25 protein-coding genes are annotated in these 25,360 nt (G+C 61.0%); 11 read left to right on the top strand and 14 right to left on the bottom strand.

The window, feature by feature from the left end; translation table 11 throughout:
* Window positions 1-76 precede the first annotated feature (76 nt).
* Entirely contained in the window at window positions 77-1,306 is a 1,230-nt protein-coding gene (gene hemA, locus ACOYQJ_RS05965; RefSeq protein WP_422905093.1) for a 5-aminolevulinate synthase, read from the bottom strand.
* A gap of 584 nt (window positions 1,307-1,890) precedes the next feature.
* On the opposite strand from hemA, the gene ACOYQJ_RS05960 reads away from it, so the two are divergent.
* Window positions 1,891-2,247, top strand: coding sequence for an EamA family transporter (locus tag ACOYQJ_RS05960; RefSeq protein WP_422905092.1), 357 nt, complete (start codon window positions 1,891-1,893; stop codon window positions 2,245-2,247).
* Between the two features lie 66 nt (window positions 2,248-2,313).
* Complete coding sequence (locus ACOYQJ_RS05955) at window positions 2,314-3,687, top strand: M20/M25/M40 family metallo-hydrolase (protein WP_422905091.1); 1,374 nt, start codon at window positions 2,314-2,316, stop codon at window positions 3,685-3,687.
* 146 nt (window positions 3,688-3,833) lie between these two features.
* Here ACOYQJ_RS05955 and ACOYQJ_RS05950 read toward each other — a convergent pair whose 3' ends face one another.
* Window positions 3,834-4,244, bottom strand: a complete 411-nt coding sequence (locus tag ACOYQJ_RS05950) for a SufE family protein (protein WP_422905090.1) — start codon at window positions 4,242-4,244, stop codon at window positions 3,834-3,836.
* Window positions 4,245-4,363: 119 nt separating this feature from the next.
* On the opposite strand from ACOYQJ_RS05950, the gene ACOYQJ_RS05945 reads away from it, so the two are divergent.
* The 4 genes from ACOYQJ_RS05945 (at window position 4,364) to grxD (ending at window position 5,837) form a co-directional block, all read left to right on the top strand.
* On the top strand, window positions 4,364-4,867 hold the full coding sequence (locus tag ACOYQJ_RS05945) for a hypothetical protein (protein WP_422905089.1): 504 nt from the start codon (window positions 4,364-4,366) through the stop codon (window positions 4,865-4,867).
* Between the two features lie 129 nt (window positions 4,868-4,996).
* Entirely contained in the window at window positions 4,997-5,233 is a 237-nt protein-coding gene (locus ACOYQJ_RS05940) for a BolA/IbaG family iron-sulfur metabolism protein (protein WP_422905088.1), read from the top strand.
* 2 nt (window positions 5,234-5,235) lie between these two features.
* Window positions 5,236-5,478 (top strand): hypothetical protein, encoded by a 243-nt coding sequence (locus tag ACOYQJ_RS05935; protein ID WP_422905087.1) that lies wholly within the window; start codon window positions 5,236-5,238, stop codon window positions 5,476-5,478.
* Window positions 5,475-5,837: a Grx4 family monothiol glutaredoxin gene (gene grxD, locus ACOYQJ_RS05930; RefSeq protein WP_422905086.1), complete on the top strand. Its 363-nt coding sequence runs from the start codon at window positions 5,475-5,477 to the stop codon at window positions 5,835-5,837. Before ACOYQJ_RS05935 ends, grxD begins: the two co-directional genes overlap by 4 nt.
* Window positions 5,838-5,914: 77 nt before the next feature.
* On the opposite strand, the gene ACOYQJ_RS05925 is transcribed toward grxD, so the two are convergent.
* Window positions 5,915-6,322 (bottom strand): cell division protein ZapA, encoded by a 408-nt coding sequence (locus ACOYQJ_RS05925; RefSeq protein ID WP_422905085.1) that lies wholly within the window; start codon window positions 6,320-6,322, stop codon window positions 5,915-5,917.
* Window positions 6,322-6,984 carry a hypothetical protein gene (locus ACOYQJ_RS05920; RefSeq protein ID WP_422905084.1) on the bottom strand — a complete coding sequence of 221 codons (663 nt, stop codon included), beginning with the start codon at window positions 6,982-6,984 and terminating at the stop codon, window positions 6,322-6,324. Before ACOYQJ_RS05920 ends, ACOYQJ_RS05925 begins: the two co-directional genes overlap by 1 nt.
* A gap of 240 nt (window positions 6,985-7,224) precedes the next feature.
* Between ACOYQJ_RS05920 and tkt the strand changes: the two genes are divergently transcribed.
* On the top strand, window positions 7,225-9,243 hold the full coding sequence (tkt, locus tag ACOYQJ_RS05915) for a transketolase (RefSeq protein WP_422905083.1): 2,019 nt from the start codon (window positions 7,225-7,227) through the stop codon (window positions 9,241-9,243).
* Between the two features lie 58 nt (window positions 9,244-9,301).
* Here the strand turns inward: tkt and ACOYQJ_RS05910 are convergent, their stop codons facing one another.
* Together ACOYQJ_RS05910 and ACOYQJ_RS05905 are read right to left on the bottom strand one after the other, a co-directional pair.
* On the bottom strand, window positions 9,302-9,979 hold the full coding sequence (locus ACOYQJ_RS05910; RefSeq protein WP_422905082.1) for a DUF2270 domain-containing protein: 678 nt from the start codon (window positions 9,977-9,979) through the stop codon (window positions 9,302-9,304).
* Window positions 9,980-10,073: 94 nt separating this feature from the next.
* Window positions 10,074-11,039: a DUF808 domain-containing protein gene (locus tag ACOYQJ_RS05905; RefSeq protein ID WP_422905081.1), complete on the bottom strand. Its 966-nt coding sequence runs from the start codon at window positions 11,037-11,039 to the stop codon at window positions 10,074-10,076.
* A gap of 247 nt (window positions 11,040-11,286) precedes the next feature.
* On the opposite strand from ACOYQJ_RS05905, the gene gap reads away from it, so the two are divergent.
* The gene (gene gap, locus ACOYQJ_RS05900) at window positions 11,287-12,291 is read left to right on the top strand and encodes a type I glyceraldehyde-3-phosphate dehydrogenase (protein WP_422905080.1); all 1,005 of its coding nucleotides are present in this window, start codon (window positions 11,287-11,289) and stop codon (window positions 12,289-12,291) included.
* A gap of 211 nt (window positions 12,292-12,502) precedes the next feature.
* On the opposite strand, the gene ACOYQJ_RS05895 is transcribed toward gap, so the two are convergent.
* The 8 genes from ACOYQJ_RS05895 to purC form a co-directional block, all read right to left on the bottom strand.
* Window positions 12,503-13,837 carry a sigma-54-dependent transcriptional regulator gene (locus ACOYQJ_RS05895; protein ID WP_422905079.1) on the bottom strand — a complete coding sequence of 445 codons (1,335 nt, stop codon included), beginning with the start codon at window positions 13,835-13,837 and terminating at the stop codon, window positions 12,503-12,505.
* 10 nt (window positions 13,838-13,847) lie between these two features.
* On the bottom strand, window positions 13,848-15,626 hold the full coding sequence (locus ACOYQJ_RS05890; RefSeq protein ID WP_422905078.1) for a sensor histidine kinase: 1,779 nt from the start codon (window positions 15,624-15,626) through the stop codon (window positions 13,848-13,850).
* 37 nt (window positions 15,627-15,663) lie between these two features.
* The gene (purQ, locus tag ACOYQJ_RS05885; protein WP_422905077.1) at window positions 15,664-16,332 is read right to left on the bottom strand and encodes a phosphoribosylformylglycinamidine synthase subunit PurQ; all 669 of its coding nucleotides are present in this window, start codon (window positions 16,330-16,332) and stop codon (window positions 15,664-15,666) included.
* 12 nt (window positions 16,333-16,344) lie between these two features.
* A complete protein-coding gene (locus ACOYQJ_RS05880; protein WP_422905076.1) occupies window positions 16,345-17,385 on the bottom strand; it encodes a zinc-dependent alcohol dehydrogenase family protein in 1,041 nt (346 codons plus the stop codon).
* Window positions 17,385-17,615, bottom strand: a complete 231-nt coding sequence (gene purS / locus ACOYQJ_RS05875; protein WP_422905075.1) for a phosphoribosylformylglycinamidine synthase subunit PurS — start codon at window positions 17,613-17,615, stop codon at window positions 17,385-17,387. Before purS ends, ACOYQJ_RS05880 begins: the two co-directional genes overlap by 1 nt.
* 117 nt (window positions 17,616-17,732) lie before the next feature.
* The gene (locus tag ACOYQJ_RS05870) at window positions 17,733-19,937 is read right to left on the bottom strand and encodes a right-handed parallel beta-helix repeat-containing protein (RefSeq protein WP_422905074.1); all 2,205 of its coding nucleotides are present in this window, start codon (window positions 19,935-19,937) and stop codon (window positions 17,733-17,735) included.
* 203 nt (window positions 19,938-20,140) lie between these two features.
* Window positions 20,141-20,764: a GNAT family N-acetyltransferase gene (locus ACOYQJ_RS05865; protein ID WP_422905073.1), complete on the bottom strand. Its 624-nt coding sequence runs from the start codon at window positions 20,762-20,764 to the stop codon at window positions 20,141-20,143.
* 178 nt (window positions 20,765-20,942) lie between these two features.
* Window positions 20,943-21,704: a phosphoribosylaminoimidazolesuccinocarboxamide synthase gene (purC, locus tag ACOYQJ_RS05860; RefSeq protein WP_422905072.1), complete on the bottom strand. Its 762-nt coding sequence runs from the start codon at window positions 21,702-21,704 to the stop codon at window positions 20,943-20,945.
* Between the two features lie 237 nt (window positions 21,705-21,941).
* Here purC and ACOYQJ_RS05855 point away from each other — a divergent pair, with 237 nt between their 5' ends.
* From ACOYQJ_RS05855 to ACOYQJ_RS05845, 3 genes are all read left to right on the top strand, one after another.
* On the top strand, window positions 21,942-22,256 hold the full coding sequence (locus ACOYQJ_RS05855) for a DUF1476 domain-containing protein (RefSeq protein WP_422905071.1): 315 nt from the start codon (window positions 21,942-21,944) through the stop codon (window positions 22,254-22,256).
* A 184-nt stretch (window positions 22,257-22,440) separates the two neighbouring features.
* On the top strand, window positions 22,441-24,306 hold the full coding sequence (locus ACOYQJ_RS05850) for a phosphatidylglycerol lysyltransferase domain-containing protein (protein WP_422905070.1): 1,866 nt from the start codon (window positions 22,441-22,443) through the stop codon (window positions 24,304-24,306).
* Between the two features lie 76 nt (window positions 24,307-24,382).
* Window positions 24,383-25,258 carry a DMT family transporter gene (locus ACOYQJ_RS05845; protein WP_422905069.1) on the top strand — a complete coding sequence of 292 codons (876 nt, stop codon included), beginning with the start codon at window positions 24,383-24,385 and terminating at the stop codon, window positions 25,256-25,258.
* Window positions 25,259-25,360: the final 102 nt, after the last annotated feature.

Genomic DNA, 25,360 nt, shown 5'->3' with positions numbered 1-25,360 from the left:
ACCGTCACGATTCGTGTGCGGCGGTTATTGTTGGCAGGTTAACACAGCGCAAGTGATATTACAGGATTTACAATGGTTAACCTGCCATTTCGGCACGATTCAGCGCACAATGGCTCCAAAGTTCATCCATCGCCTGAACAAGCTGGTCCATCTCATTGGGTCCGTGGACCGGCGACGGGGTAAAGCGCAATCGCTCGGTCCCGCGCGGCACGGTTGGGAAATTGATCGGCTGCACATAAACGCCGTAACCATCCAGCAGCATATCCGACAGTTTCTTGGTGTGCACCGGATCGCCGACAATCACCGGAACGATATGGCTGCCATGATCGATGATCGGCAGGCCAAGCCCTTTCAGACGGGTCTTGAGGATTTTTGCCTGAGTCTGGTGCCGCTCGCGCAGCTTTTGCCCCTCGGCGGTCTTGAGGAACGCGACCGAGGCCGTTGCCCCTGCCGCCAGCGCTGGCGCCAGCGAGGTGGAGAAGATGAAGCCCGGCGCATAAGACCTTACGGCGTCACACATTTTGGCACTTGCGGCAATGTAGCCACCCATCACGCCAAAGGCTTTGGCAAGGGTGCCGTTAATGATGTCGATGCGGTGCATCAGCCGGTCACGCTCGGCGATGCCTGCGCCGCGCGGGCCATACATGCCCACCGCGTGCACTTCATCGATATAGGTCAGCGCGCCGAATTCATCGGCAAGCTCGCAAAACGCTTCGATCGGGCCAAAATCGCCGTCCATCGAATAGACCGATTCAAAGGCGATCAGCTTGGGCGCCGAAGGATCGTCGGCCTCGAGCTTGGCACGCAGATCGTCCAGATCGTTGTGCTTGAAGATACGCTTGGCCCCGCCATTGCGGCGAATGCCCTCAATCATCGAGGCATGGTTCAACTCATCCGAATAGATGATCAGCCCCGGGAACAATTTTGGCAAAGTGCTTAAAGTTGCATCGTTCGCGATATAGGCGCTGGTGAACAGAAGCGCCGCTTCCTTGCCGTGCAGATCCGCCAACTCGGCCTCAAGCCGCTTGTGATAAACCGTGGTGCCCGAGATATTCCGCGTGCCGCCCGACCCTGCGCCGGTGGCGTCGATCGCCTCGTGCATGGCCTCCAGAACGATGGGGTGCTGCCCCATGCCCAGGTAGTCGTTGCCACACCACACGGTGATCGGCTGCTCGGACCCATCTTCCCGGCGCCAAGTGGCGTGGGGAAACTGACCATTTTTCCGCTCGATGTCGATGAAGGTCCGATAGCGGCCTTCCTCATGGAGACGGTTCAGGGCGTCGTCGAGTTTCGCGGTGTAGTCCACCGGGCTCCTCCTTCTTGTATGGGCCACGGCCAGCGCCGCTGCCTCATGCGGTGTGAGTCCGCATTCAATTTCGTGAATACCTAACCTTCAGGCCAAGCTCTGTCTACTCTCTTAGGGGTGGACCAACCGTCGCAGCTTTGATGTGGGTCAACAAAATCCCCCAATCGCCCGCTCGGAGCGGCAAAATTGGAGCATATCGGAAACAACTTTTGCGATGATCCTCCCATTTTCGCACCTCGCTCGCGGTTTCGTCAGAATCAGTCGGCCCTTTCATTGCGCCTTGTCGTCCTCAGTCTACCTGCCATTCAGATTTGGATACATTCGAACGTCACGTCCAGCATCTTGGCCCCTCTGGGGACATGCACTGACGATCGGAGCCGAAAATCATGTCCATCTGGGAATAGATGCTTTTGCCTGCATTGGCGCCGCGACTTTGGTACAAACAACTGCCTCCGTTCCATCGCCGGCCCATACGCAATTGGGTTGAGATATACAGGAGGGAATACCTTACTAGACCTGATCCCCCCCACAGGCCAAAGTGACGCCAGGGTAACCGGAATGCTTTCCGCGCCTTTTCAACACGCATGTTTTTTCAGTTCAGGTATAAAATGTCCGACTTATCGACTCCCATGATCCTGGCCCCGCCGCTGATCCTTGCCACCGCAGCGGGATATGCCTTGGCCACTGTCGGAATGAAGTCGGCTTCGTCGGGACACATGACGCTGGGACTTGCGATTGCAATCATCGGCTTTGGACTTGCCTGTATCGCCGAGATCATCTTGATGAAGCGGATCGACGTATCGATCATCTACATCGCGGTTGTGGCGGCAGAAACCGTTTTGGTGCTGACCTATGCCCACTGGATCGGCGAGACGCTGAGCCTGCGACAGTTCGTCGGCGCCGGGATGGTGCTGGCCGGGTTGATGGCGGTCACAGCCTGAGCCACTGGACAGGGCTTTTCGGGGTGATAGGTTCGGGCGCAAATCCCCCGAGCAGGAGCTTCTCCCATGTCTCTCGACCCCGTTCTTTCGCGCATTGATAGCGATTTGCCCGCCGCCACCAAGCGGCTGTTCGATCTGCTGCGCATCCCGTCCATCTCGACCGATCCGGCGTACAAGGCCGATTGCGACCGTGCCGCCGATTGGCTGGTCGCAGATCTGGCCAGCTTCGGCATCGTGGCCAGCAAACGCCCGACGCCGGGCCATCCGATGGTTGTTGGCCACGTCAAGGGTGACGGGCCACATGTGCTGTTCTATGGCCACTACGACGTGCAGCCGGTTGACCCGCTGGACCTGTGGGACCGCGACCCCTTTGACCCGGCGATCGAAGAGACGCCCAAAGGCAAGGTGATCCGCGCCCGCGGATCTTCCGATGACAAGGGCCAGTTGATGACTTTCGTCGAAGCCTGCCGCGCCTGGGAGGCGGTGAATGGCGCCCTTCCCTGTTCGATCACCTTCTTCTTCGAGGGTGAAGAGGAATCGGGCTCGCCCTCGCTGATCCCCTTCCTCAAGGAAAACGCCGAGGAATTGCGCGCCGATATCGCGCTGATCTGCGACACCGGCCTGTTCGAAAGCCGCGTGCCGTCGATCATCACGCAATTGCGTGGCCTGTGCGGCGAGGAAATCACACTCACCGGCCCGGACAAAGACCTGCATTCTGGTATGTACGGTGGCGCGGCGATGAACCCGCTGCGGGTGCTCGCCAGGATCCTCGGCAATCTGCACGACGATCAGGGCCGCATTCAGGTCCCGCATTTCTACGACGGCGTACCTGAACTGGACCCGGAGATCGCAGCGCAATGGCAGGCCCTCGGCTTTGACCACGGCAGATTCCTAGGCGATGTCGGCCTGTTGGACCCGGCGGGCGAGCAGGATCGCAGCGCGCTCGAGATGATCTGGTCACGCCCCACAGCCGAGATCAACGGCATGATCGGCGGCTATACCGGCGACGGGTTCAAAACCGTCTTGCCATCCAAAGCCTCGGCCAAGGTCAGTTTCCGGCTGGTCGGCACGCAAGACCCGCACGCCATCCGCAAGAACTTTCGCCAGTGGGTTCGGGATCAATTGCCAACGGACGTGACCGCCAGTTTTCACGATCACGGCGCATCCCCCGCCAGCCAGATGGAAATCACCCACCCCGCGTTTGAGGCCGCGCGCAGCGTGCTTGGCGCGGAATGGGGCGCAGAGGCAGCCTTTACCGGCTGCGGCGGCTCCATTCCGGTGGCGGGATACTTCAAGTCGATCCTTGGCATGGATTCCATGCTGGTTGGCTGGGGCAAGGACGACGACCAGATCCATTCCCCAAACGAAAAATACGACCTCGAAAGCTTTCACAAGGGCATCCGCAGCTGGGCCCGGATTCTCGACGCCATCCGGACCTAGCGCCGCAACAAACGGATGCGTGAGGGGCCAGCCCCTCACGGTCTGGTAAATGTCGATTTGAAACCAGTGCAGGCGTCGAAAATGCACGTCGCCTGTCCAATTGCTGAATAAGAGCGCGCGGAAGCGCCCCTTTGGATCACCGCGCCTCAGGCTGCGGCGGCGGCTTGTTCGCGAATGCGCTCGATCATCGCCCGCAGCCCGTTTGACCGCTGCGCCGACAGGTGGTCGTGCAGGCCAAGGCGGCCCAATTCTGCGCGGGCGTCCACGGCTGTGACCTCGTCCAGCGGCAACCCATCATAAAGCCGGTGCAGCAAGGCGATCAGCCCGCGCACGATCATCGCGTCGCTTTCGCCCTGAAAGTGATACACGCCGCCGTCGATCTGCGGATGTAGCCAGACCTGACTGGCGCAGCCCTCGACCTTGGTGGCCGGCACCTTGAGCGCGTCGGGCAAAGGCTCCATCGCTTTGCCCATCTCGATCACCATGCGATAGCGGTCTTCCCAATCGTCGAGAAATTCGAAATCCTCGACCACCTCTTCGAATGCTGCCTGAGCCATGCGTCATCTCCTTTTGTCCGGAGTTAGGCAACCGAGGCACAAACGTCCAGTGCTTGCGACTTTTCAAGCCAGTACATTTGCGGTAACTCAGGTTTAAGCAGGCAGAGGGCGGCAGTCGCATGAAGAAATCTCTTTCGGTTCTGGTTCTATCCGCGGTGGTTCTGACCAGTTGTGGCGGTATACGCGACTCGCGTCTCAATCCGATGAACTGGTTTGGCCGCAGCACCTCTCAGCCGGTCGCGGCCGAGGCGGATGTGAACCCGTTGATCCCGCGCCGCCGGATCTCGATCTTCCGCGACAATCAACCTCAAGCTTACCAAGGCACGCTGATCGGCGAAGTGACCGAACTGTTGATCGAGCGCCGTCCGGGCGGCGCCGTGATCCGAGCGACCGGTGTGTCCGACCGTCAGGGGCCATTCGAGCTGCGCCTGATCAAACTCGAGGAAGAAAGCGACGCTGACACGCTGAGCTATGAGTTCCGGGCGCTGCAAATCAACGCCCCGCAAGGCAGCGAACGGTCGCGGACCTATACCGTGGCGATCTGGATGACCGAGCAGCAACTGGCGGGCATTCGCGAAATTCGCGTCAAGGCGCGCCGCAATATTCGCACCTCGCGCCGCTGAGTCATTGCCGCTTTGACAGGCGGTTTGCCCATGTGATCCGCGTTTGGACACTGGATTGGCTTGCGCCTGCGGCCTCCGCGCACTACCTCTTGGACAGAAACAGTCAAGAAATAGACGGAGACGCCAAGCATGCCCATGCAGGCTCATGAAATCGAAAAACTTTTGCGCGAGAGCTTTCCGCAGGCCCAAATTCAGGTCGCGGGCGACGATGGCGTGCACATGTCTGCAATGATTGTCGATGAAAGCTTTCGTGGCAAGAACCGGGTGCAACAGCAGCGCGCTGTCTATGCCGCCCTCAAAGGCAAGATGGATGGCCCAAGCGGCGAATTGCACGCCCTTGCGCTGACCACCAAGGCCCCCGACTGACCATGGACCCGGTCGCGTTTGTCCTTATCCTGCTTGCCTTGATCGTCATCGTGACGGCGCTGGTTGCGGTGGCGGGACAAAGGCAGCGCCCCGGAGGGCGCGGCAGCGCACCGGGCACCGGCTTTCACGAGTTGAAGTCTGATTATCAATCCGGCGTAGGCGGTGGACATTCCCAAAGCTGGAAGATCCCCCGTGATCCCCAGGATTACGCCAAACTCTTCATACCGAAGGACGCAAAGAAATGAGCGACGCAAAGACCCAGATCGACCAAGTGGTAAAGTCCAACGACGTGGTGCTTTACATGAAGGGCACGAAATCCATGCCGCAGTGTGGCTTTTCCAGCCGTGTGGCTGGTGTTCTGAACTACATGGGCATCGACTTCATGGACGTGAACGTCCTGGCCGATGACGCCATTCGTCAGGGCATCAAGGAATATTCGGATTGGCCGACCATCCCGCAGCTTTACGTCAAGGGCGAGTTCGTTGGCGGCTGTGACATCATCACCGAGATGACCCTCTCGGGCGAGCTGGACCAGTTGTTGGAAGAAAACGGCGTCAGCTATGACAAGGACGCCGCTGAAAAAATCCGCGAAGCCAACGCCTGAAACACGCTTCAGCGGCTGGACAAACAAAAAGCGCCCCGGGTTTGGGGCGCTTTTTTTTCGTTTCAAGGAACGGCGTTTCAGCCCGTTTGCAGTTTCTCGTTCACGGTTTCGGCCAAGGCCTCGGCCCGGGCAGCGATTTCGGCCAGCGCATCCGTCACATCGTCGGGGATCACCGGGACTTCGACCTGTTCCGGTTCTGGCGGCGGCATGTCACGCAGCTCTTTCAGCTCGCCCTTCAGGGCCGCCAGGTGATCTTCGGCCTCGCGCAGGCGTTCCTCAAGGCCGGCAGTCTTGTCCGCCAGCATCAGCCCTGCCATCAGCAGCATACGCGCTTCGGGCATCCTGCCAATCTGGGTGACCAGAACCTGTGCCTCGGTGTCCAGAAGGCGCGCAGCGGACAAAAGGAATTGTTCTTCGCCTTGCTGGCAGGCCACCTCAAATGTGCGGCCGCCAATGTGGATCTGGATTTCCATCTGCACGGACATCAGACTGTCTCCTCTTGTTCGCTGGACCCGGCGCCAGGTTCGCCGGACGCGGCGCTGAGTAGCGGCGTCAGCGCATCCAGAACCGCGCGGGTTTCGGCGGCTTCGGCGGCGCGGGCGGCGTGCAGGGATTCAAGTTCATGCTGCATCGCCGTGTTGATCAACTGGGCATCGCCGACGCCCTGGGCGTTGGCCTGACGCAGCGCGGCAACGGTGTCGCGCAGCGCTTCGTTGGAATTGCGCAGCCGCTGCAACTCGGCGTCCAATTGCGACAGGCCATCGCGCTGCGCGGCCACCTGTTCGCGCAACGACGCGGTTTCGCTGTTCTGACGCTCTCCAAGGGTGCGCAGGCGTTCTTCCAGCTGGGCATTGGCCAGCTTTTCGTCCTCAAGCGCCTCGCGCAATTGGGCCATTTCTTCGGGGTCCGCTTGCGGTTCCGGCTCGGGCACCGGCGCAGGTTCGGGCTCTGGCGCGGCCTCGATCGCAGCTTTCAGATCGAACAGTTCGGCGCGGGCCTGCTCGGCCTCGGCCATCGACTTTTCCGTCTGCGCCCGCATAGCCATCAGTTCGGCGTTGACCGCTGCCGGTTCCCAGCTGTCCAGTCCCGTGCCGATCTTGTCCAGCGCGCGGGTGATCCGCGCCTGCAACTCTTCAATCTGAGCCATTCTGCTCCCCTCGCTTGACCCTTGGCCCTTAGTGCGAGCGAATCGCCCCTGGACCTTTGATCCAGAGTTTAACAACTGATCGCGAAAATTGCGCCCCCTTGCGTTTCAAGTGCTTGGGCGGCGCTCTTCAACCGATGCGGCAACCGATTGCGCCGCCAAGCTTGAACTTCCGTCCCACGCTGCTATTGAGCCTCCAGCCGCTAACATTCCTTAACCCACAGCCCTGTAAGGACGACACACGTGGATATCCAAGAGCTTCGCAGCAGCAATCCCGATCACTGGATGCGCGCCACTGCCATCCGTGCCCTCGCACTCGACGCCGTCGCGGCGGCAAATTCCGGCCACACCGGTATGCCCATCGGCATGGCCGATGTCGCCACCGTGCTTTTCGGCAATCACCTGAAGTACGACGCCAAGAACCCCGAATGGCATGACCGCGACCGGTTTATCCTGTCTGCGGGCCACGGTTCGATGCTGCTCTACTCGGCGCTCTATCTTGTCGGTGATGCCGAGGTGACGCTGGACCAGATCAAGAACTTCCGCCAGTGGGGCGCCAAGACCGCCGGCCACCCGGAAAACTTCCTGCTGAAAGCTGTGGAAACCACCACCGGCCCGCTGGGTCAGGGCATCACCAACTCGGTCGGCTTTGCCATGGCAGAGGAAATGCTGCGCGGTCGTTTTGGCAAGAAGCTTGTGGATCACTACACCTATGTCATCGCCGGTGACGGCTGCCTGATGGAAGGCGTCAGCCAAGAGGCCATCGGCCTTGCAGGCCGCTATGGTCTGGGCAAGCTGATCGTCTTTTGGGATAACAACGACATCACCATCGACGGCAAGGTCTCGCTGTCGGACCGCACTGATCAGGTCAAGCGCTTCAAGGCCTCGGGCTGGCACGTGCAGGAAATCGACGGCCATGATCCTGTCGCCATCGACGCCGCCATCTCTGCGGCGAAGAAATCGAAATCCCCGTCGATGATCGCCTGCAAGACGCATATCGCTCTTGGCCACGCCGCGCAGGACACCTCCAAGGGGCACGGCGCGCTGACCAACGCCGAGCAGAACATCGCCGCCAAGGAAAACTGGGGCTGGACCTCGGGCCCGTTCGAAGTGCCCGCCGAAATCAAGAGCTGGTGGGAAGCCGCCGGATCGCGCGGCGCCGCAGACCGCGCCGAATGGGAAGCCCGCCTTGCTGAAGCCAGTGCATCGCGGCAGGCGGAATTCGCCCGCGTGATGAACGGCGAAGTGTCGAAAAAGCTGTCGGCGACGATCAAGGCGCTGAAAAAGCAGATTTCGGAAACCGCGCCCAAGATGGCAACCCGCAAGGCCTCGGAAACGGCGCTGGAAGTCATCAACCCGATCATGCCGGAAACCATTGGCGGCTCGGCCGACCTGACCGGGTCGAACAACACGCTGACCGGCGATATGGGTGTCTTTGACACCGATAACCGCAAGGGCCGCTACGTCTATTGGGGGATCCGCGAACACGGTATGGCCTCGGCGATGAACGGCATCGGTCTGCACGGCGGCCTGCGCCCCTATGGCGGCACCTTCATGGCCTTCACCGACTATGCCCGCCCGGCCATGCGCCTTGCGGCCCTGATGAAGACGCCGACGATCTTTGTCATGACCCATGACAGCATCGGCCTTGGCGAAGACGGCCCGACCCACCAGCCGGTGGAACATCTGGCCATCAGCCGCGCCACGCCGAACACGCTGGTCTTCCGTCCTGCCGATGCGGTGGAAACGGCGGAAAGCTGGGAAATCGCGCTGCGCCAGACCGGCACGCCGTCGGTGCTGTCGCTGACCCGTCAGAACCTGCCGACCGTGCGGCTTGAGCACAAGAACTCCAACCTTGTGGAAAAGGGCGCTTATGTGCTGGCCGAAGCAGAGGGCAAGCGTCAGGCGATCATCATCGCCACCGGCTCCGAGGTCGAGATTGCTCTGGCGGCACGTGACGCGCTTCAGGCCGAGGGCATCGGCACCCGCGTCGTCTCCATGCCCTGCATGGAACTGTTTGCCGCGCAGGACGAAGCCTATCGCCGCCGTGTCCTGCCCGCAGGCCCCGTACGTGTGGGTGTCGAAGCCGCCGTGCGCCAAGGTTGGGATCGTTGGCTGCTGGGCGAGCGTGGCCGCGAAGCCAAAGCGGACTTTGTCGGCATGGACCGCTTTGGTGCCTCGGCTCCGGCGGAGACACTTTACGAAAAGTTCGGCATCACTGCTGAAAACGTGGCGGGCAAGGTCCGCGCGCTGCTGGGCTGACAGGGCCAGCTTTTCGACACTTGCAAGGGCGGGGATTTCCTCGCCCTTTTGCGTGACGCTATCCCATGCTCGAATGCATTTTCCGACGGCTGGCGCGGCGTTTGTCGTCCCGCCAACTGACCACTGCAGCCAACCCCCAGACCAGACAATAGACCGCCCCCATGGACAGCACGATTGTCCCGTTGATCGGCCCGATCGCCGCCCGCTCGGACAATTGCGCCAGGGACGACAGCGGGTCTGGATGAACCGCGAGTTTGCCCAGATATGCGACCGACTGGATCAGGAGGATCCAGAAATAGTTTCTCCGGATTCGCCGCCCCAAAGCGACCCACATCGACACGTGATAGCTTGGGTTCCAATAGTCGTTGGCCAGCGTCTTTTGCCAGCCCTCTTCCATGTGCAGATCACCGTCCACCATCATCGGGGCAAAGAAATGCACCTCGAACCACCGGCAACGGGCGCGCCAGACGTTGAAATACCTGTAGCGGCGCGCTTCGAGCATGAGGAAGAAAAAGATCAATATGCCAACCAGGATCAGCGGCAAAGGCGAGGCGTTCGGCGACGAAAATGCGATCGACAGGGCAATGCCCAAGGTCACCACGGCCCAGTTTGTCGTCGTGTCCAACCGTGTGCGCCAGATGGTCGAGCGGTAGACCTCGCCCCGGTAAAGATGCGATATCGCACCGATTTCCGCCGCATCCAGTTTTCTCAGTTCGCCCGTTTCAACAGCCTTCATGATCCGTCCCCCCCGGGATCACGATGGCACCCGACCCGGCAAGAGAGCAAGGTTTATCGCATCAGCGCCTCTTGGCTTGATTGTTCAGGGCCGGTCAATGCGCTTTGGCCGCGCTGCCAAACATTGCGCCCCAAAGCGGCGCTATGATCTTGGTGCCCAAAGGGATCAGGACCAGGCCCCAGAGAAAGCCCAACACGAAATCAGAGGCGGCCGTGATGATCCATTCCAACCCAGGCTGGTGGTTGCCATAGTCAACGGCGATATTGTGGATGTACTCTTCGAGCGCTGGCCAACCCATCTGCGCCAGCGAATGCACGATAATCGAGCCGCCGACCCAAAGCATGGCTGCGGTGCCCACCACCATCAGCCCCTTGAGCAGCCAGGGCATGAACTTGACGATGCCGCGCCCGAGCGCCCGTGTGGTGCCCAGCCTGCCAACCTGCGTCAGCCAGAGGCCAACATCATCCATTTTGACGATGACCGCCACGGCGCCGTAGACGACGGCTGTGATCATCACGCCCACCACGGCCAGCGTGGCCGCCTGCATCCAGACATTCGGCGCCTCGATCGCAGACAAGGCGATGGTCATGATCTCGGCGGACAGGATGAAATCGGTCTTGATCGCGCCTTTGACCTTCTGTTCCTCAAGATGGATGGGATCGCCGACGTCGTGGCTGCCGTCAGGCCCGCCGGAGTGCTCATCATGCGGCATCAACACATGCACGATCTTCTCGGCGCCCTCGAAACACAGGTAACTGCCGCCAAGGATCAACAAAGGCGCGACCAGCCAAGGCGCATAGGCCGCCATCAGCAAGGCTGCGGGCAACAAAAAGACCAGCTTGTTCACCAAAGACCCGCGCGCAATGCGCCAGATGATCGGCAATTCGCGTTTGGGCTCGAACCCCTGGATATATTTCGGCGTCACCGCCGCATCGTCGATCAAGACGCCAGCGGTCTTGGTTCCGGCCTTGGCCGCCGCCGCGCCGATGTCGTCAACCGAGGCCGCCGCCACCTTTGCAATGCCCGCCACATCATCCAGAAGTGCCAGAAGTCCACTCATACCGCGCCTCCATAATCCTTGATGGCAACCTAGCCACGCCGCGCCAAATCACAAGGCGATAGCCGATTCTGGCGGGGTTTTCGCCCATCGCATATGTTATCGCAAACCCCACCCGTGCGTTAGCGCCATCATGTGGATGAGGCGCAAGTTTATCGCTAACAGTTTGCGGCTAAACGATATTTTACCTTTGCAGATGCAGCATGCCAACGTATACCGCCTGTTAACAAATGCTTTTGGAGGCACGCGCATGACCGTCACAGTTGGCATCAACGGATTTGGCCGCATTGGCCGATGCACCCTGGCCCATATCGCCGAAAGCGCGCGCAATGACGTTCAGGTGGTCAGGATCAACGCCCCCGGCCCCATCGAAACCCATGCCCACCTGCTGCGCTATGACAGCGTGCATGGCCGCTTTCCGGGTGAAGTTCGCGTGACCGAAAACTCGATGGATCTGGGCCGTGGTCCGATCGACGTGATGTCCTCCTACGACATGGACGAACTGGATTGGGGTGGCTGCGACGTCGTGCTGGAGTGCACCGGAAAATTCAACGACGGCGCAAAGGCTTCGGGTCACATGAACCGCGGCGCCAAATCGGTGCTGATCTCGGCCCCGGCCAAAAACGTGCAGAAAACCATCGTCTATGGCGTCAACCACCGCGATCTGGCGGAAGGGGACCGGATGATCTCGAACGGGTCCTGCACCACCAACTGCCTTGCGCCGCTGGCCAAGGTGCTGGACGAAGCCATCGGTATCGAGAGCGGCATCATGACGACGATCCACAGCTATACCGGCGACCAGCCGACGCTGGATCGCCGCCACAACGACCTGTACCGTGCCCGCGCCGCCGCCATGGCAATGATCCCAACCTCGACCGGCGCCGCGAAGGCGCTGGGAGAAGTGCTGCCAAACTTGATCGGCAAGTTGGACGGTACCGCCATGCGCGTGCCCACGCCGAATGTCTCGGCGGTCGATCTGACCTTTTATGCGTCGAAAGACGTCTCCGTCGAAAACGTCAACGACGTGGTCGCCGAAGCCGCCGCAGGGCGCATGGGGTCGGTTCTCAGCTACGATCCGGAGCCCAAGGTGTCGATCGACTTCAACCACACCACGCACAGCTCGATTTTTGCGCCTGACCAAACCAAAGTCACAGGCAAACGCCTCGTGCGGGTTTTGGCATGGTACGATAATGAATGGGGCTTCTCGGCGCGTATGGCCGATGTGGCAGGTGCCATGGGCCGCTTGCTGCACTAAGCCACAAGACCAGCCGTGATCCAAATGTGCCCGGCTCACGCCGGGCGCTTTTTCATGTTTCAGCGGGGGCTTTGCCCCTCTGCGCTTACGCGCATTCACCCCAGGATATTTGTGGACCGATGAAACACATGGCTCGCATCTTCACTGGTCGGAAAATATCCCGGGGGTGTGGGGGCTGGCCCCCACGTCGACATTTCCAATGTTACGGACATCAAAGGTAGTCTGAGCGTTGCAGCCCGTATTTGGCCATCTTTTCGTTCAACGTTCGGCGCGGCAGGCACAACTCATCCATCACCGCCGAAATTGATCCCTTGTGACGACGCATCGTGTTGTCGATCAGCATGCGTTCAAAGGCTTCGACATATTCCTTCAGCGGCTTGCCCTCGGTGGTCATCACGGGCTGCATCTGGTCGTGGTCCGACATCAGCAGAGACGCGATTGTCCCCTGCCCCCGGCGCGATTGCAGGACCGCGCGTTCGGCAAGGTTGATCAACTGGCGGACGTTTCCGGGCCACGGCGCCTGAAGCAATTGCGCCGCTTCCTGGGCCGAGACATTGGGGGCGTCGCAGCCGTATTCCTCGGCGTATTGTTCGGAAAGGCGGGTGAAAAGCGTCAGGATGTCTTCGCCGCGCGCGCGCAGGGGCGGAACAACGATTTTGAGGGCTGCGAGCCGGTAATAGAGATCCGGGCGCATCGTCGACTCGCAGGTTCGGCCTTCGTCCTGAAGGTTGCAGATCGCCACGATCCGGGTTTCTGGCGGGTTGCCCTGTTCATCGAGGACCGACAAAAGCCGCGCCTGTGCGCTGTCTGACAGGGCTTCGATATCTTCTAGCACCAGCGTGCCGCCGCGTGCCTCTTCGATGGCTGGCAGACGGCTTTCTTCGGGTTGCATCGGGCCAAAGAGGCGGTGCAACAGCGCGTCTTCGTCCAGTGCTGCGCAGGAGACCAGAACGAATTTCTTGCCCGCCCGCGCGCCAACTGCGTGCAATGCATGAGCGACCAGCGTCTTGCCCGTGCCGGTTTCGCCTTCGATCAGGACGTGGCCATCGGCCTGCCCCAGATCGAGGATGTCTTCGCGCAGGCGTTCCATCACCGGGCTGGCGCCGATCAGCTTGCGCATGATCTGCTCGCCCCCGGCCAGCTCGCGCCGCAGGGCACGGTTGTCCAATGTCAGCCGTCTGGCATTGGTCGCCTTCTTGGCCAATTCGGACATACGGTCCGGGTTGAAGGGTTTTTCGAGGAAATCAAAGGCACCGATGCGCATCGCCTCAACGGCGATCGGCACGTCGCCGTGACCGGTGATCATGATGACCGGTAGCGCGCTGTCCGCCCCCATCAGCTTTTTCAGCAACTGGATTCCGTCCATCCCCGGCATCTTGATGTCCGAGATCACGATCCCCGGATAATCCGCCCCGAGGCTGCCAAGCGCTTCTTCCGCGCTGGCAAAGGTTTCGGTGTCATAACCAGACAAAGCCAGCCATTGGCTGATTGACTGGCGCATGTCCTTTTCATCGTCAACAATGGCAATTTTCATGGCTGTGGACATGTGATTTTCCTTATTCCGCCGCCTGGGTCTTTTCGTTCAAAATCGGAAGCTGCACTTCAAAGACTGCACCGCCGCGTTCACTGTTGCGGGCGGTCAGCCGCCCACCAAGATCGGTCACGATCCCCGATGAGATCGCCAGCCCAAGCCCCACCCCGTCACCAGGTTGCTTGGTGGTATAGAACGGTTCGAACAGCGACTCGAGATCTTCGATCCCGACGCCGTTGTCGCGCACCGACAGAGTGGCCGTTTCCCCGGCCGCAAGTATGATTTCGATCTGTGGGTCCTCCACAGACTTGGTGGCGTCCAGCGCATTGCGCAAGAGGTTGACCAGAACCTGTTCGATCCGCATCCGATCGCCCATCACTTTGACAGACTCATCCGGCAGGATACGCGAAATCTTGACCCTGCGGGATTTTAACTGTGGCTCCATCATCGAAAGCGAGGTCGCCAGTGCATCGGCCATGTCCACCGGGCTCAGCATTTCCTGGCCTTTGCGGGCATAGGATTTCAACTGCCGTGTGATGGCGCCCATACGCTCGATCAGGTCGTCGATCCGGTGGAAGGCGGTCAGCGCCTCGTCGGGACGGTTGCGGCGCAGCAAAAGCCGCGCGCCGGCCAGATAGGTTTTCATCGCCGCCAGAGGTTGGTTCAATTCGTGGCTAACAGCGGCAGACATCTCGCCCAGAGCGGCCAGTTTGGAGCTTTGCGCCAGTGATTGTTCGGCCACCGCAAGGTTTTCCTGCACCCGTTCGCGTTCGGCCATTTCTGCCTGCAATCGGGCATTCAGTGCACGAAGTTCCGCGGATTCGCGCTGAAAAAGCGCCATTCTGATCGCCGTTTTCCGCGACAAGGCGTAGAAGGCCAGCGCTGCGAGGATCGCAAATCCCATGATTTCCAACGCCAGCACCGCGTTCACCCGCTCGCGCACGCTGGCATAGGTGGTAAAGGTCGTCAGGGTCCAGCCGCGGAAGGGAATGCGCCCGTCGATCCGCATCACCGCTTCGCCGGACAGATAGGCGTCGGCCTCGGTGTTGGTCCAGTCCGAAGTGGCGCGGATCGCGCGTTCGATGGCACCGTCCGGGGGTTGGCGTTGTAGCGCTTCTGGCGTGGTCAGTCCGCGCCAGCGCGGCTCGGTCGCAAGGATGATGCGGCCCTGGCTGTCGGTCACCATCACCGCATCGGAAATCCCGGCCCAAGCACGTTCGAACTTGGCCAGATCGACCTCGACCACGATCACGCCGATCGCCTGATTCTGGCTTTCGACACGGCGGGAATAGGTAAAACGAAAGCCGCCAGATTCGCGTTCGATCACGGTAAAGACAGTGGTGTTTGCGCGCAGCGCCTCGACGAAATAGCCCAGCGAGCGGTGGGTTTCGCCCAGCCGGTTGCGATCTGTGGCAGCGACGGTGCGCCCGTCGCGGTCCAGCAGCATCAAGGAGGCCGCGCCAATTTCGTCCACGAATGAGATCAGCCGCTGCGAGCTTTGGGTGTATTCGCCCGAATTCAGCGCGCCGATCAACGCCGGATCCCGCGCCAGAAGCTGCGGCACGATGGCATTGCGGCGCAATTCCGAGATCAGGTTGCCGGAGTACAGAGCCAGACGCAGCTCGGCCCGGTTGCGGGTGGTTTCGGTAAAGCGGTCCGCCAAAAGGCGGTTGGTTATCCAGACCGTTGCCACCGCCGCAACCAAAAGCAAGACCAGCGCCAAGCGCACCCGCCACGACAGCGGGGCTGAACGCCGGTTTCCCGGTTTGGTGGGTTTTCTGGGTCTGGACGTGCTTTGGGCCATGGCAGGCAGGATAGGCCCCCGCCCGCCCGCGCTCAAGTCACGCCTCGGCCAAGGCCTTGGTCAGATGAGCGAAAAGGCGCGCACCATCCTGATTGCCGTGGGCGGATTCCGACGCACGTTCGGGGTGCGGCATCATCCCGAGAACCCGGCGATTTTCCGACAGGATGCCAGCGATATCGCGGGCCGAGCCATTGGGGTTGTCGGTATAGCGGAAGGCCACACGGCCTTCAGAATCGAGCATGTCCAGCGTTGCGGCATCGGAGAAATAGTTGCCGTCATGGTGTGCGATGGGAATGCCGATCTCTTCGCCCTGCATATAGCCTTGGGTGAACACACTGCCGGTTTGTTCGACCTTCAGGCCGATGGTGCGGCAGATGTATTTAAGATTGGCATTGCGCAGCAGCGCCCCGGGCAGAAGCCCGGTTTCGGTCAGCACCTGAAATCCGTTGCAGACCCCAAAGACATAACCGCCACGCTCAGCGTGGGCGGCGACTTCGCGGCAGATCGGTGCATTCGCGGCAATCGCGCCACAGCGCAGGTAATCGCCAAAGGAAAAGCCGCCGGGAATGCCGACGATGTCGATCCCCTTGGGCAGCGCGGTATCCTTATGCCAGACCATCTGCACCTGCAGCCCCGCCTGTTCAAAGGCGCGCTTCAAATCGCGGTCGCAGTTGGAGCCGGGAAAGACGATGACGGCAGCTTTCATAGGGCTATCCCTTCAGTTCGCAAAATCGGTGATGACCGCCACCCCGGGAGGGGCAGCATTGTCAAAGGCGGCAAGTTCGGTTGTCGCATCGCTGAGCGCGACACGGCGGGCAATGATCGGGCTCAGGTCGACAAGACCGCCATCGACCATGTTTAACAGATCCGCATAGCGATGGGCAGGCATGCCGCGCGTGCCGTAAATCGCCAGTTGGCCGGAATACACCACGTCCCATGGCAGTTCCATCCGGGTGTGATCGCCTGCGGGCATGCCGATCTGCACCATGCGGCCCAGTTTGCGGCAGGCGCGCAGGGCGGCCTCGGTTGTGGCGGGAATGCCAAGCGCCTCGATGGCGACATGGGCACCGCCTTGGGTGATCTCGCGCACCGCCTCGGCGGCGTTGCCCTCGGTTGCGTTGACGACGGCATCGGCGCCAAGATATTTGGCATGTGCCAGCTTCTCGGCCACCACATCGACGACGACCACCCGCGCGCCAAGCGCCCGGCCCAGCAGCATCGCCGAGAGGCCAACACCGCCGCATCCAAAAACCGCCAGCCATTCACCCGGCTTCAGCGCAGCACGGCCTGTCAGAGCCTGCCACGCGGTCGTGACGCGGCAGCCAAATGCGGCGGCCAGATCGGGGGCAATGGTATCCGGCAGGCGGGTCAGGTTTTCGTCGGCATGCGGCACGGCGACAAATTCAGCGAATGAGCCTGGCGCGGTGAACCCCGGCAACACCTGGTTGGCGCAGATGGTCTGATGCCCAGCCGAGCAATCCGGGCAGGCACCGCAAGCAAGAATAAAGGGCGCGATCACCCGGTCGCCGGCTTTCCAGCGCGACACACCCTGCCCCACAGCGACCACTTCGCCGCAGTATTCGTGGCCCGGCACATGTGGCAGATCGACAGCATCGCCGCCCGTCCAGACATGCCAGTCGGACCGGCAGATGCCGCTGGCCAACACTTTCAGAACAACGCCCCCCACAGGCGGCGCCGGATCGTCCATCCGGACGATCTCAAGTGGTTGACGCCAGCCGGTCAGCCGTGCAGCCCGCATCAGCCAAGCTCGATCGTGTAGCTTTCGATCACCGTGTTGGCGAGCAGCTTTTCGCACATCTCTTTCACGGTCGCTTCGGTGGTGCCATCAGCCAGTTCCAGCTCGATCACCTTGCCTTGGCGCACGCCTTCGACCCCGTCAAAGCCCAAGGCCCCCAGCGCATGGCGCACGGCCTCGCCCTGCGGATCCAGAACCCCGGTTTTCAGCATCACATGTACCCGAGCTTTCATGTCGCCCCATCCTTTCGATCTGCGTTTCCGCGCCCTAATCTTGAGCGCGGTGGAACCCTATCGGGGCGCAAAATGCAAGCGGGAATCGCCTTTCGGCACGGCCCGAAGTCCGGCAGGTTACTCTTTGTTGCCGCGGCGGCTGAGCGATCCGGCGTTGTCGGCAATTGAAAAAGCGCCAAGGTCATTGCCGGTCAGATCGTTGTTTTCATAGGTCCCGGCACCGCTTTCGAGAATTTCCACGGCGTATTGCCCATTCCGGGTCACGCGGTTGCCACGCATGATCGGCGCCGCGCCCGATTGCACCACGACACCGGAAAAGGCGTTGCGGTAGATATCGTTGTTCTCGATCACACCTCGGCCCTTATCCAGCATGAAGATGCCGCTTTGATTGCCGTCGCGGATGGTGTTACCCTTGATCCATGGGTCTGCCCCGGCGCGCACTTCGATGCCGGAAAAGGCATTGTCGTAGATCGTGTTGCCTTCGATCCGGGCCAGCGCATTGTCCGAGGCCAGAATGCCGCCCTCTTGCCCATCGCGGACAACATTGCCGATCACCACCGGATTGTCCGACCCTGACAACAAAACCCCGACAAGGCGGTTGCCGTATATCGTGTTGTCCTCGATCCGGCCCTTGCCGCCATCGTTGATAAACACGCCCTGCCCCAAGCCATCGCGCATGGTGTTCTTCCTGACCAGCGCCTCGCCCGCGTCGCGGATTTCGACGGCGGCGAATGTATTGCCGTAAAAGATATTCTCTTCGACCGTGCCTTTGCCGTGATCGAAAATAAAGACCCCGCCTTCTTTGCTGTCATGGATTTCGTTGCGCCGCACCTGTGCATCCACATTGCTGCGCAGCACCACCGCCGAGAATCCGTTTGAGCTGATGTCGTTGTCCTCGATCACCACCGAGCCGGCGACCACGTCGATGCCGAAATAGTCGCCGCCGTTCTGGCGGATGGTCAGCCCCTGAACCAGACCCGAGTCCGCCTCCCAGTGGATGACATTGTCATTCGCGACCTCAAGCACAATGTCGCCGCGATTGCCGACGCCGACGATCTCAACCGGTTGCGTGATGTCCAGCCCTTGCGTGTAGGTTCCGGGGTACACCTCGATCCGGGCGCCCGCCTTGGCCTTGGCCACCGCATCGGCAAGCGATTGATAATCGCCGCTGCCGTCCGCCGCCACGCGCAGCGCGCCTTTGGCCCTGGGCGCTGGCGCGTCAAGCACGGCAGGTTTCGGGGCGGGGGCGCCTGGCGCGCCGCATTCCCGCTTGACCATGGATTTGGCCATGATCGCAAAGGTGTGGTCGCTGCATTGCGAAAGGTAGGCCTCGTAGCCGCCGCAGCCCAATTGCTTGGCCTCGGCCCACAGCGCCGCGCAGGCCGAGGTTTCCGGCACGGCTGCGAATTTGGGCCTGGGGGTGACGGGCACAACGGGTTGCGGCTGCGGTTTCGGCACCGCCGCGACCACGGCGCCACCGGCAGGGATCGCCGCCTTCAGCACCCGGCTCTGGGCAAGGATCCGTGTCATCGGGATTGCCATGTTGAACCCGGTGCGATTGTCGCCTGCATGATGCAATCCAATCGCCCGTTTGTCGGTGATCCGGATCAGCGGAGAGCCAGAGTTCCCCGGCAGAGTGTCGCAGGTGTGGATCAGCTTGCCCTCTTCCGAGATCGCCGGAGAGGCCGCAGCGCAGCCTTCGCGCGAGATGTGCTGAGACTGCCCTTGCGGATGTCCGATGATCCAGAGGAATTCGGAATCCTCGGGGGTCTCATTGGCCAGTTCCATGATCCCGTATTTCGCCGAGGGATTCCCAAACACCCGCAGCACCGTGTAATCCAGCGCGCGGTTCGTCTCGACGATCTGCGGCGATACGGTATAGCGGTCCGCCCCGGCCGAGCGCCCGGGCCGGATGTAGCCTGCCACGAATTGCGCCGCTTGAACGCCGCTGTCTGCGCCGGTCGGATCGCCGTCCATGCCGGGAATGCAGTGGTGGTTTGTCACGATGTGCTTTTCATCGACGATGAAGGCCGTGCAGAACCCTGTTTGCCCATTGGCATAAAGCGTATCCAGCCGCCCGATCGGACGGCCAAGGCGCACGGCAGGGCTATTTTCGCCATATTCGATAATCGGTTCGTTCTGGTAATCGCCAAAGGCCTGCTCCAGCACGAAGCCGCTGCCGCCACCGCCCGCCGATTGGCGCGGCTGGATGACGATATTGCCAAAGTCGTCAGGGTCGAACTGCGCCGGGGACTGTGCATCGGCCACACCACCCGAAACGGCGAACCCAGCCAAGGTCAAAGCAGTCAAGAACCGGCGCATGGCAATATCCCGAAAGGTGCAAAGCAATGGCAAAGCCTACCGCGCTGCGCGGCTTTGCGCCAAGTAAAGAATACCATGCCAAGAGCGCAGCCCTCTGTGGACCCGGGATGGAACAGTCACTGACGTCACCCCAGTGCGCGAAAGGACCGGTTTGAGCCCACTTTGACCGATGCTGCGCAGCGCATGAATGTCGGCTTAGATGGCTAGATAGGGCTCGCCCGGTATTCTTCTGCCAGCAATCCCATAATAACGTCGTCATACCAAGCGTCTCCGATCCGAGCGGCCTCACGTTCCCGTCCCTCTTCGACAAAGCCGCAAGCACGATAACAGCGTATCGCCCGCTCATTGAACGCCAACACCCGTAAATCAATTCGATGTAAACCCATGACTCCGAAGGCATGCAATAAGACTAGTTTGATCAACTCACGCCCCAGCCCATTTCCGAGTTGTGAAACATCATAGAGCCCAGTTGCCAAGCGCGCTCTGCTGTCATGCAGATCAAGCCCGTCGAGACGCGCTTCGCCCAGCAATCGCCCATCGACTTCCACCGCCCAACAAAGAGGATGCCGGATGTTCCGCTCTACCCAAGAGCGCGCATCACCTTCTACATAAGGGGGAAGGCCTTCGGGGTTGCCTCCAAAACAATGCACAATCTCCGGCGAGCGTCCAAGCGCCAACCGTCCGGCAACATCCGAATGATGGAAAGGGCGAAGGCGAACACGGGGGCCGCGAAGCTCGGGAATACTCTGGTTCATATTGAATAATGGCACGCTTGCTGTCGCATGGCTATTCCAGAGCAGAATTTCGTGCGCAGGCAGCGAATTCACCCTTCGTCCCGCATCGCTGATATTCTAAGCAGACCGCAGATCCGATCGTCGACCAGCCTCCGACGATTTTTCTGGACGGTTTGGACGACTTGTCCGACCAGCCTTAGATCACCTGCATTTACGGCAAAAGGGCGGCCCGATGTGGACCGCCCTTCGACACTTAAACCAAACTGGGCTTTCAGTTGATCAGCGTCGGTTTTGACGGGTGCGTGGCCTGCTTGGGCATCACGCCAAGGCGCTTGGCCACTTCGGTATAGGCATCGGTGAGCGATCCCAGATCGCGGCGGAACACGTCCTTGTCCAGCTTTTGGCCGGTTTCGATGTCCCACAGGCGGCAGCTGTCCGGGCTGATCTCATCTGCAACGATCAGGCGTTGGAAGTCGCCGTCGTAGACGCGGCCGATCTCGATCTTGAAGTCGATCAGCTTGATCCCGACGCCGTACATCAGGCCGGACATGAAATCGTTGACCCGCAACGCCAACGCTACGATATCGTCCATGTCGTGCTGCGAGGCCCAGCCAAAGGCGGCGATGTGTTCCTCGGTGACCAGCGGATCGCCCAGCTTGTCATCCTTGTAGCAATATTCGACGATCGGGCGCGGCAGTTGTGTGCCCTCTTCGATGCCCAAACGCTTGGACATGGACCCGGCGGCATAGTTGCGCACGATGATCTCAAGCGGAATGATCTCGCAGGCGCGTACCAGCTGTTCGCGCATGTTCAGACGCTTGAGGAAGTGGGTCGGCACACCCACGGTGTTTAGCCCGGTCATGAAGAATTCGGACAGAAGGTTGTTCAGAACCCCCTTGCCTTCGATCGTGGCCCGCTTTTCGGCGTTGAAGGCCGTGGCGTCGTCTTTGAAGTACTGGACGATGGTGCCCGGCTCTGGGCCTTCGTACATTGTCTTGGCCTTGCCTTCGTAGATTTTCTTGCGCCGTGCCATGAGGGGCCTTTCGAGATACGGATCGCGCGTGTGTCACGCGTTTGCGCTCTCATACTGCAAGGCATGATGCGCCGCAAGCGGCGTGGCGCGCCCGGGGCCTTGTCGGCATGGCTTTTTGCGCCTTTGACGCCACCTAAACAAGCGCGCGATGCCGCAGCAGGTCGGTCAGGTCTTGCGTCCGGTCGTTCGGGGCGGCATATCCAAAGGGAACACGAAACTTTCGCAGGGAGCCTGCCCATGTCCACTTTCGATGATCGCGAAAGCGCTTTTGAGAACAAGTTTGCCCACGACGAGGAAATGAAGTTCAAGGCCGAAGCGCGCTGTAACAAGCTTTTGGGCCTTTGGGCCGCCGAATTGCTGGGCAAATCCGGCGATGACGCGCAGGCCTACGCCAAAGAGGTCATCAAGGCCGATTTCGAAGAAGCCGGTCACGAGGATGTGGTGCGAAAAGTCGCCGCCGATCTGGGGGACAAGTCCAGCCCCGAAGAGATCCGCGCGAAATACGCCGAGATGATGGTGGTCGCCAAAGGCCAGCTGGTTCAGGAAAACTAAGCTTTTCAATCTGCAAAACGACTGCAAGGCGCGCCCGCTCGGGTGCGCCTTTTGCATTTGCGCGGGCCACCTTAGCGCGGCATTAACCCTGTGCTTTCAAAACTTTAGTTGCAAATCGAAACGTTAACCTCAGCGAAGTAGCAAGCCGCCTAACGTCATTTCACTTTATCGGTGGGAGAAATCGGTGGCTCACCCCATGCTTGCCCTACAGGCGGCGCTTTTGAAGCGCGCGCTTCCTTTGTCGCTTGGTCTGGCCTGCCTCTGGCTGCTTTGGCAGAAGGGCGGCGCGCTGGATTGGCATGCCGTGCGTGCGGCCTTTTCCGAGATCGCCCCGCTGCGCTGGATGGCGGCAATCCTGTTCACCGTTGGCAGCTTCTGGGCCTTGGCGCAATACGATCTGATCGCGCACCGCCATTTCGGAACCGGCACGCGCAGCTCGGTCGCGCGGCGGTCCGGGGCCTCGGCGATTGCCTTGGGTCAGGTCATCGGGCTTGGGCCTGCCGTCGGCGCCGCCGTGCGCTGGCGGTTGATGCCGGGGCTGGGACATGGGCGAATCCTGCAATTGACCGCCTTTGTCACGCTGACCTTCCTCGCCGCGTGGGGGCTTCTGGCGCTGGGATTTGCGCTGCCGGTGATGTCCGGGCACCCCCTGTTGATGGGACTGATCCTGCCGCTTGTCCTGCTGGGCGCCGGGGCCCTGCTGCTGCGCTATCCCCGGCTTGACCTTTGGGGCCGCAGCCTGCGTTTGCCAAGCCTGCCGGCTGCAACGCAGCTTTTGGCGCTGTCCTTTTGCGACATGGTGTTTGCCGCCCTGGCGCTATACGTGCTTTTGCCGCCGGATCTCGGCCTGCCGTTGATGCCTTTGGTTGCAGCCTATATGCTGGCGCTTGGCGCCGGGCTGATTGGCGGCACCCCGGGCGGCGTCGGCCCGTTCGAGCTGGCCCTTGCCAGCCTCATGCCGCAAGTGGATATGGAGACTCTCGCCGCCACCCTGCTGGCCTATCGCGGCACCTACTACGCCTTGCCCTGCCTTGTTGCTGCGGCTCATGCCATTGTTGCGCAACCGGACCGCGCTGCACCCGACGCGATGTTGCCCGCTCCGCTGAGCGGGCCGCGCGCCGAACATGCGATCGCCGCGCAGGCCAATACCCTGGGCCTGCACACGCCGGACGGCGCTGCATGCCTGTTGCAAAGCCCGCAGACCCTGACGCTGTTTCTTGGGCCCACGGATGGTGATCTGGCGCCGCTCTTGCCAGACCTGCGGGACATGGCCAAGGCACAGAACCGCCTCGCGTGCATCTACAAGGTCGACGCGCGCAATGCCGCCACGCTGCGTCGCGCTGGATGGCATGTGGCCCCGCTCGCTCAAGAGGCTGTGCTCGATCCGCAAAGGTTCACGCTTGACGGTGCCAAGCACCGGCAACTGCGCCGTTCGATCCGCAAGGCTGAAAAAGCCGGGGTGGAAATCCGCCATCTGACCCGCCCGGATTGGGCCGCCATGGCGCAGGTCAACGCTGTCTGGGCCAAGACCCATGGGGGCGAACGAGGGTTGACCATGGGTCGGTTTTGCCCTGAATTCCTGTCCGACAAACCGCTCTTTGCCGCCTTTGCCGATGGCCGGATGCTGGCCTTCGCCTCTGCTGTCGAAACCTCGGAGGTGCTGAGCCTTGATCTGATGCGCCAGTTGCCTGAGACCCCATCCGGCACCATGCACGCCATTGTCGCGGCCATGATCGAGCACGCCCGCCAGGCCGGCCAGACCGAGGTCAATCTGGCCGCTCTGCCACATGACCGATTGGCGCCATTCGCCAAAGGCGCCGAGGGGTTGGCACGGTTCAAGAAAAGCTTTGGCCCCAACTGGCGCCCGCTTTATGTGGCCGCCCCCAGCCGCGTGGCGCTGCTTCTTGCGGGTCTGGATCTTTGGCTATCGATCCGCTTTCCGGCCCCCATCGTCGCGACCGGCGCAAAGCCCAGTGCTGATGCCTGGGCGACCGACAAACGCGCCACGGCTCCAAGCTGCCCGGCGGCCCCGCTCGAAAAAGCAGGCTGACCGGGCACTTACCGGGCGCTTGCCAATCCCTCCCGCCTCTGCCACTTCCTAGCGCACGAGGATGGGGACCTATTTCATGCACCAAACACTGCGCGCTTCCTTATGGATGATCGGCACAATCGTCTCGTTCACCTGCATGGCCATCGCGGGCCGCGCTGTAAGCCTGAACCTCGATACTTTCGAGATCATGCTCTACCGTTCGCTCATTGGAATCGTGATCGTGCTTGCTGTCTCATCAGTTGCGGGCACAAGGCACCAGATTGGCCGCCGCATGATGGGTTGGCATTTCCTGCGCAATATCTTTCACTTCTCGGGGCAAAACCTGTGGTTCTATTCGATCACGGTCATCCCGCTCGCGCAGGTCTTTGCGCTTGAATTCACGCTGCCGCTATGGGTCATGCTGATGAGCCCGCTGATCCTTGGCGAACGGTTGACCCCGAACCGCGTTCTGGCCGCCATCGCGGGGTTCATTGGTATCCTGATCGTCACCCGCCCCAGCCCCGAGACATTCCATTTCGGCCTTGTCACCGCCGCCTTGGCAGCCATCGGATTTGCCGGATCGGCGGTTTTCACCCGGCGTTTGACACGGACGGAACCGATTACGCAAATCCTCTTCTGGTTGACTGCCATGCAGGCCTGTTTTGGCCTGATTTGCGCCGGGATCGATGGTGACATTGCCCTGCCTGCCGCCAACAACTGGCCTTGGGTCATCGTCATCGCCTGTGCCGGTCTGGTCGCGCATTTCTGCCTCACCACCGCCCTTTCCCTGGCTCCTGCGACCGTCGTCATGCCGATCGATTTCGCCCGACTTCCGGTGATCGCCGTGGTCGGTATGGTGCTGTACGCAGAAGCCCTTAATCCTTGGGTTTTCTTGGGTGCCGTCGTCATTTTCGGTGCAAACTACCTCAATATCCTTCACGAAACGCGGCAACTGCCTGTTACAAAAACGTGACGCAGCGTTCCACTTAGTAAAACTGACGCTCCGTCAAAGATTGACCCAAAGAGGGCAAGACCTTTAGCGTGATGTGAGGAGGCGGATCACACTAATGAGATT

This window comes from Pacificoceanicola algae, assembly GCF_049341065.1.
In the GTDB taxonomy this organism is placed as follows: domain Bacteria; phylum Pseudomonadota; class Alphaproteobacteria; order Rhodobacterales; family Rhodobacteraceae; genus Pacificoceanicola.
The sequence above is the reverse complement of the archived record's forward strand: the minus strand, read 5'-3'. Positions and strand labels throughout refer to the sequence as shown.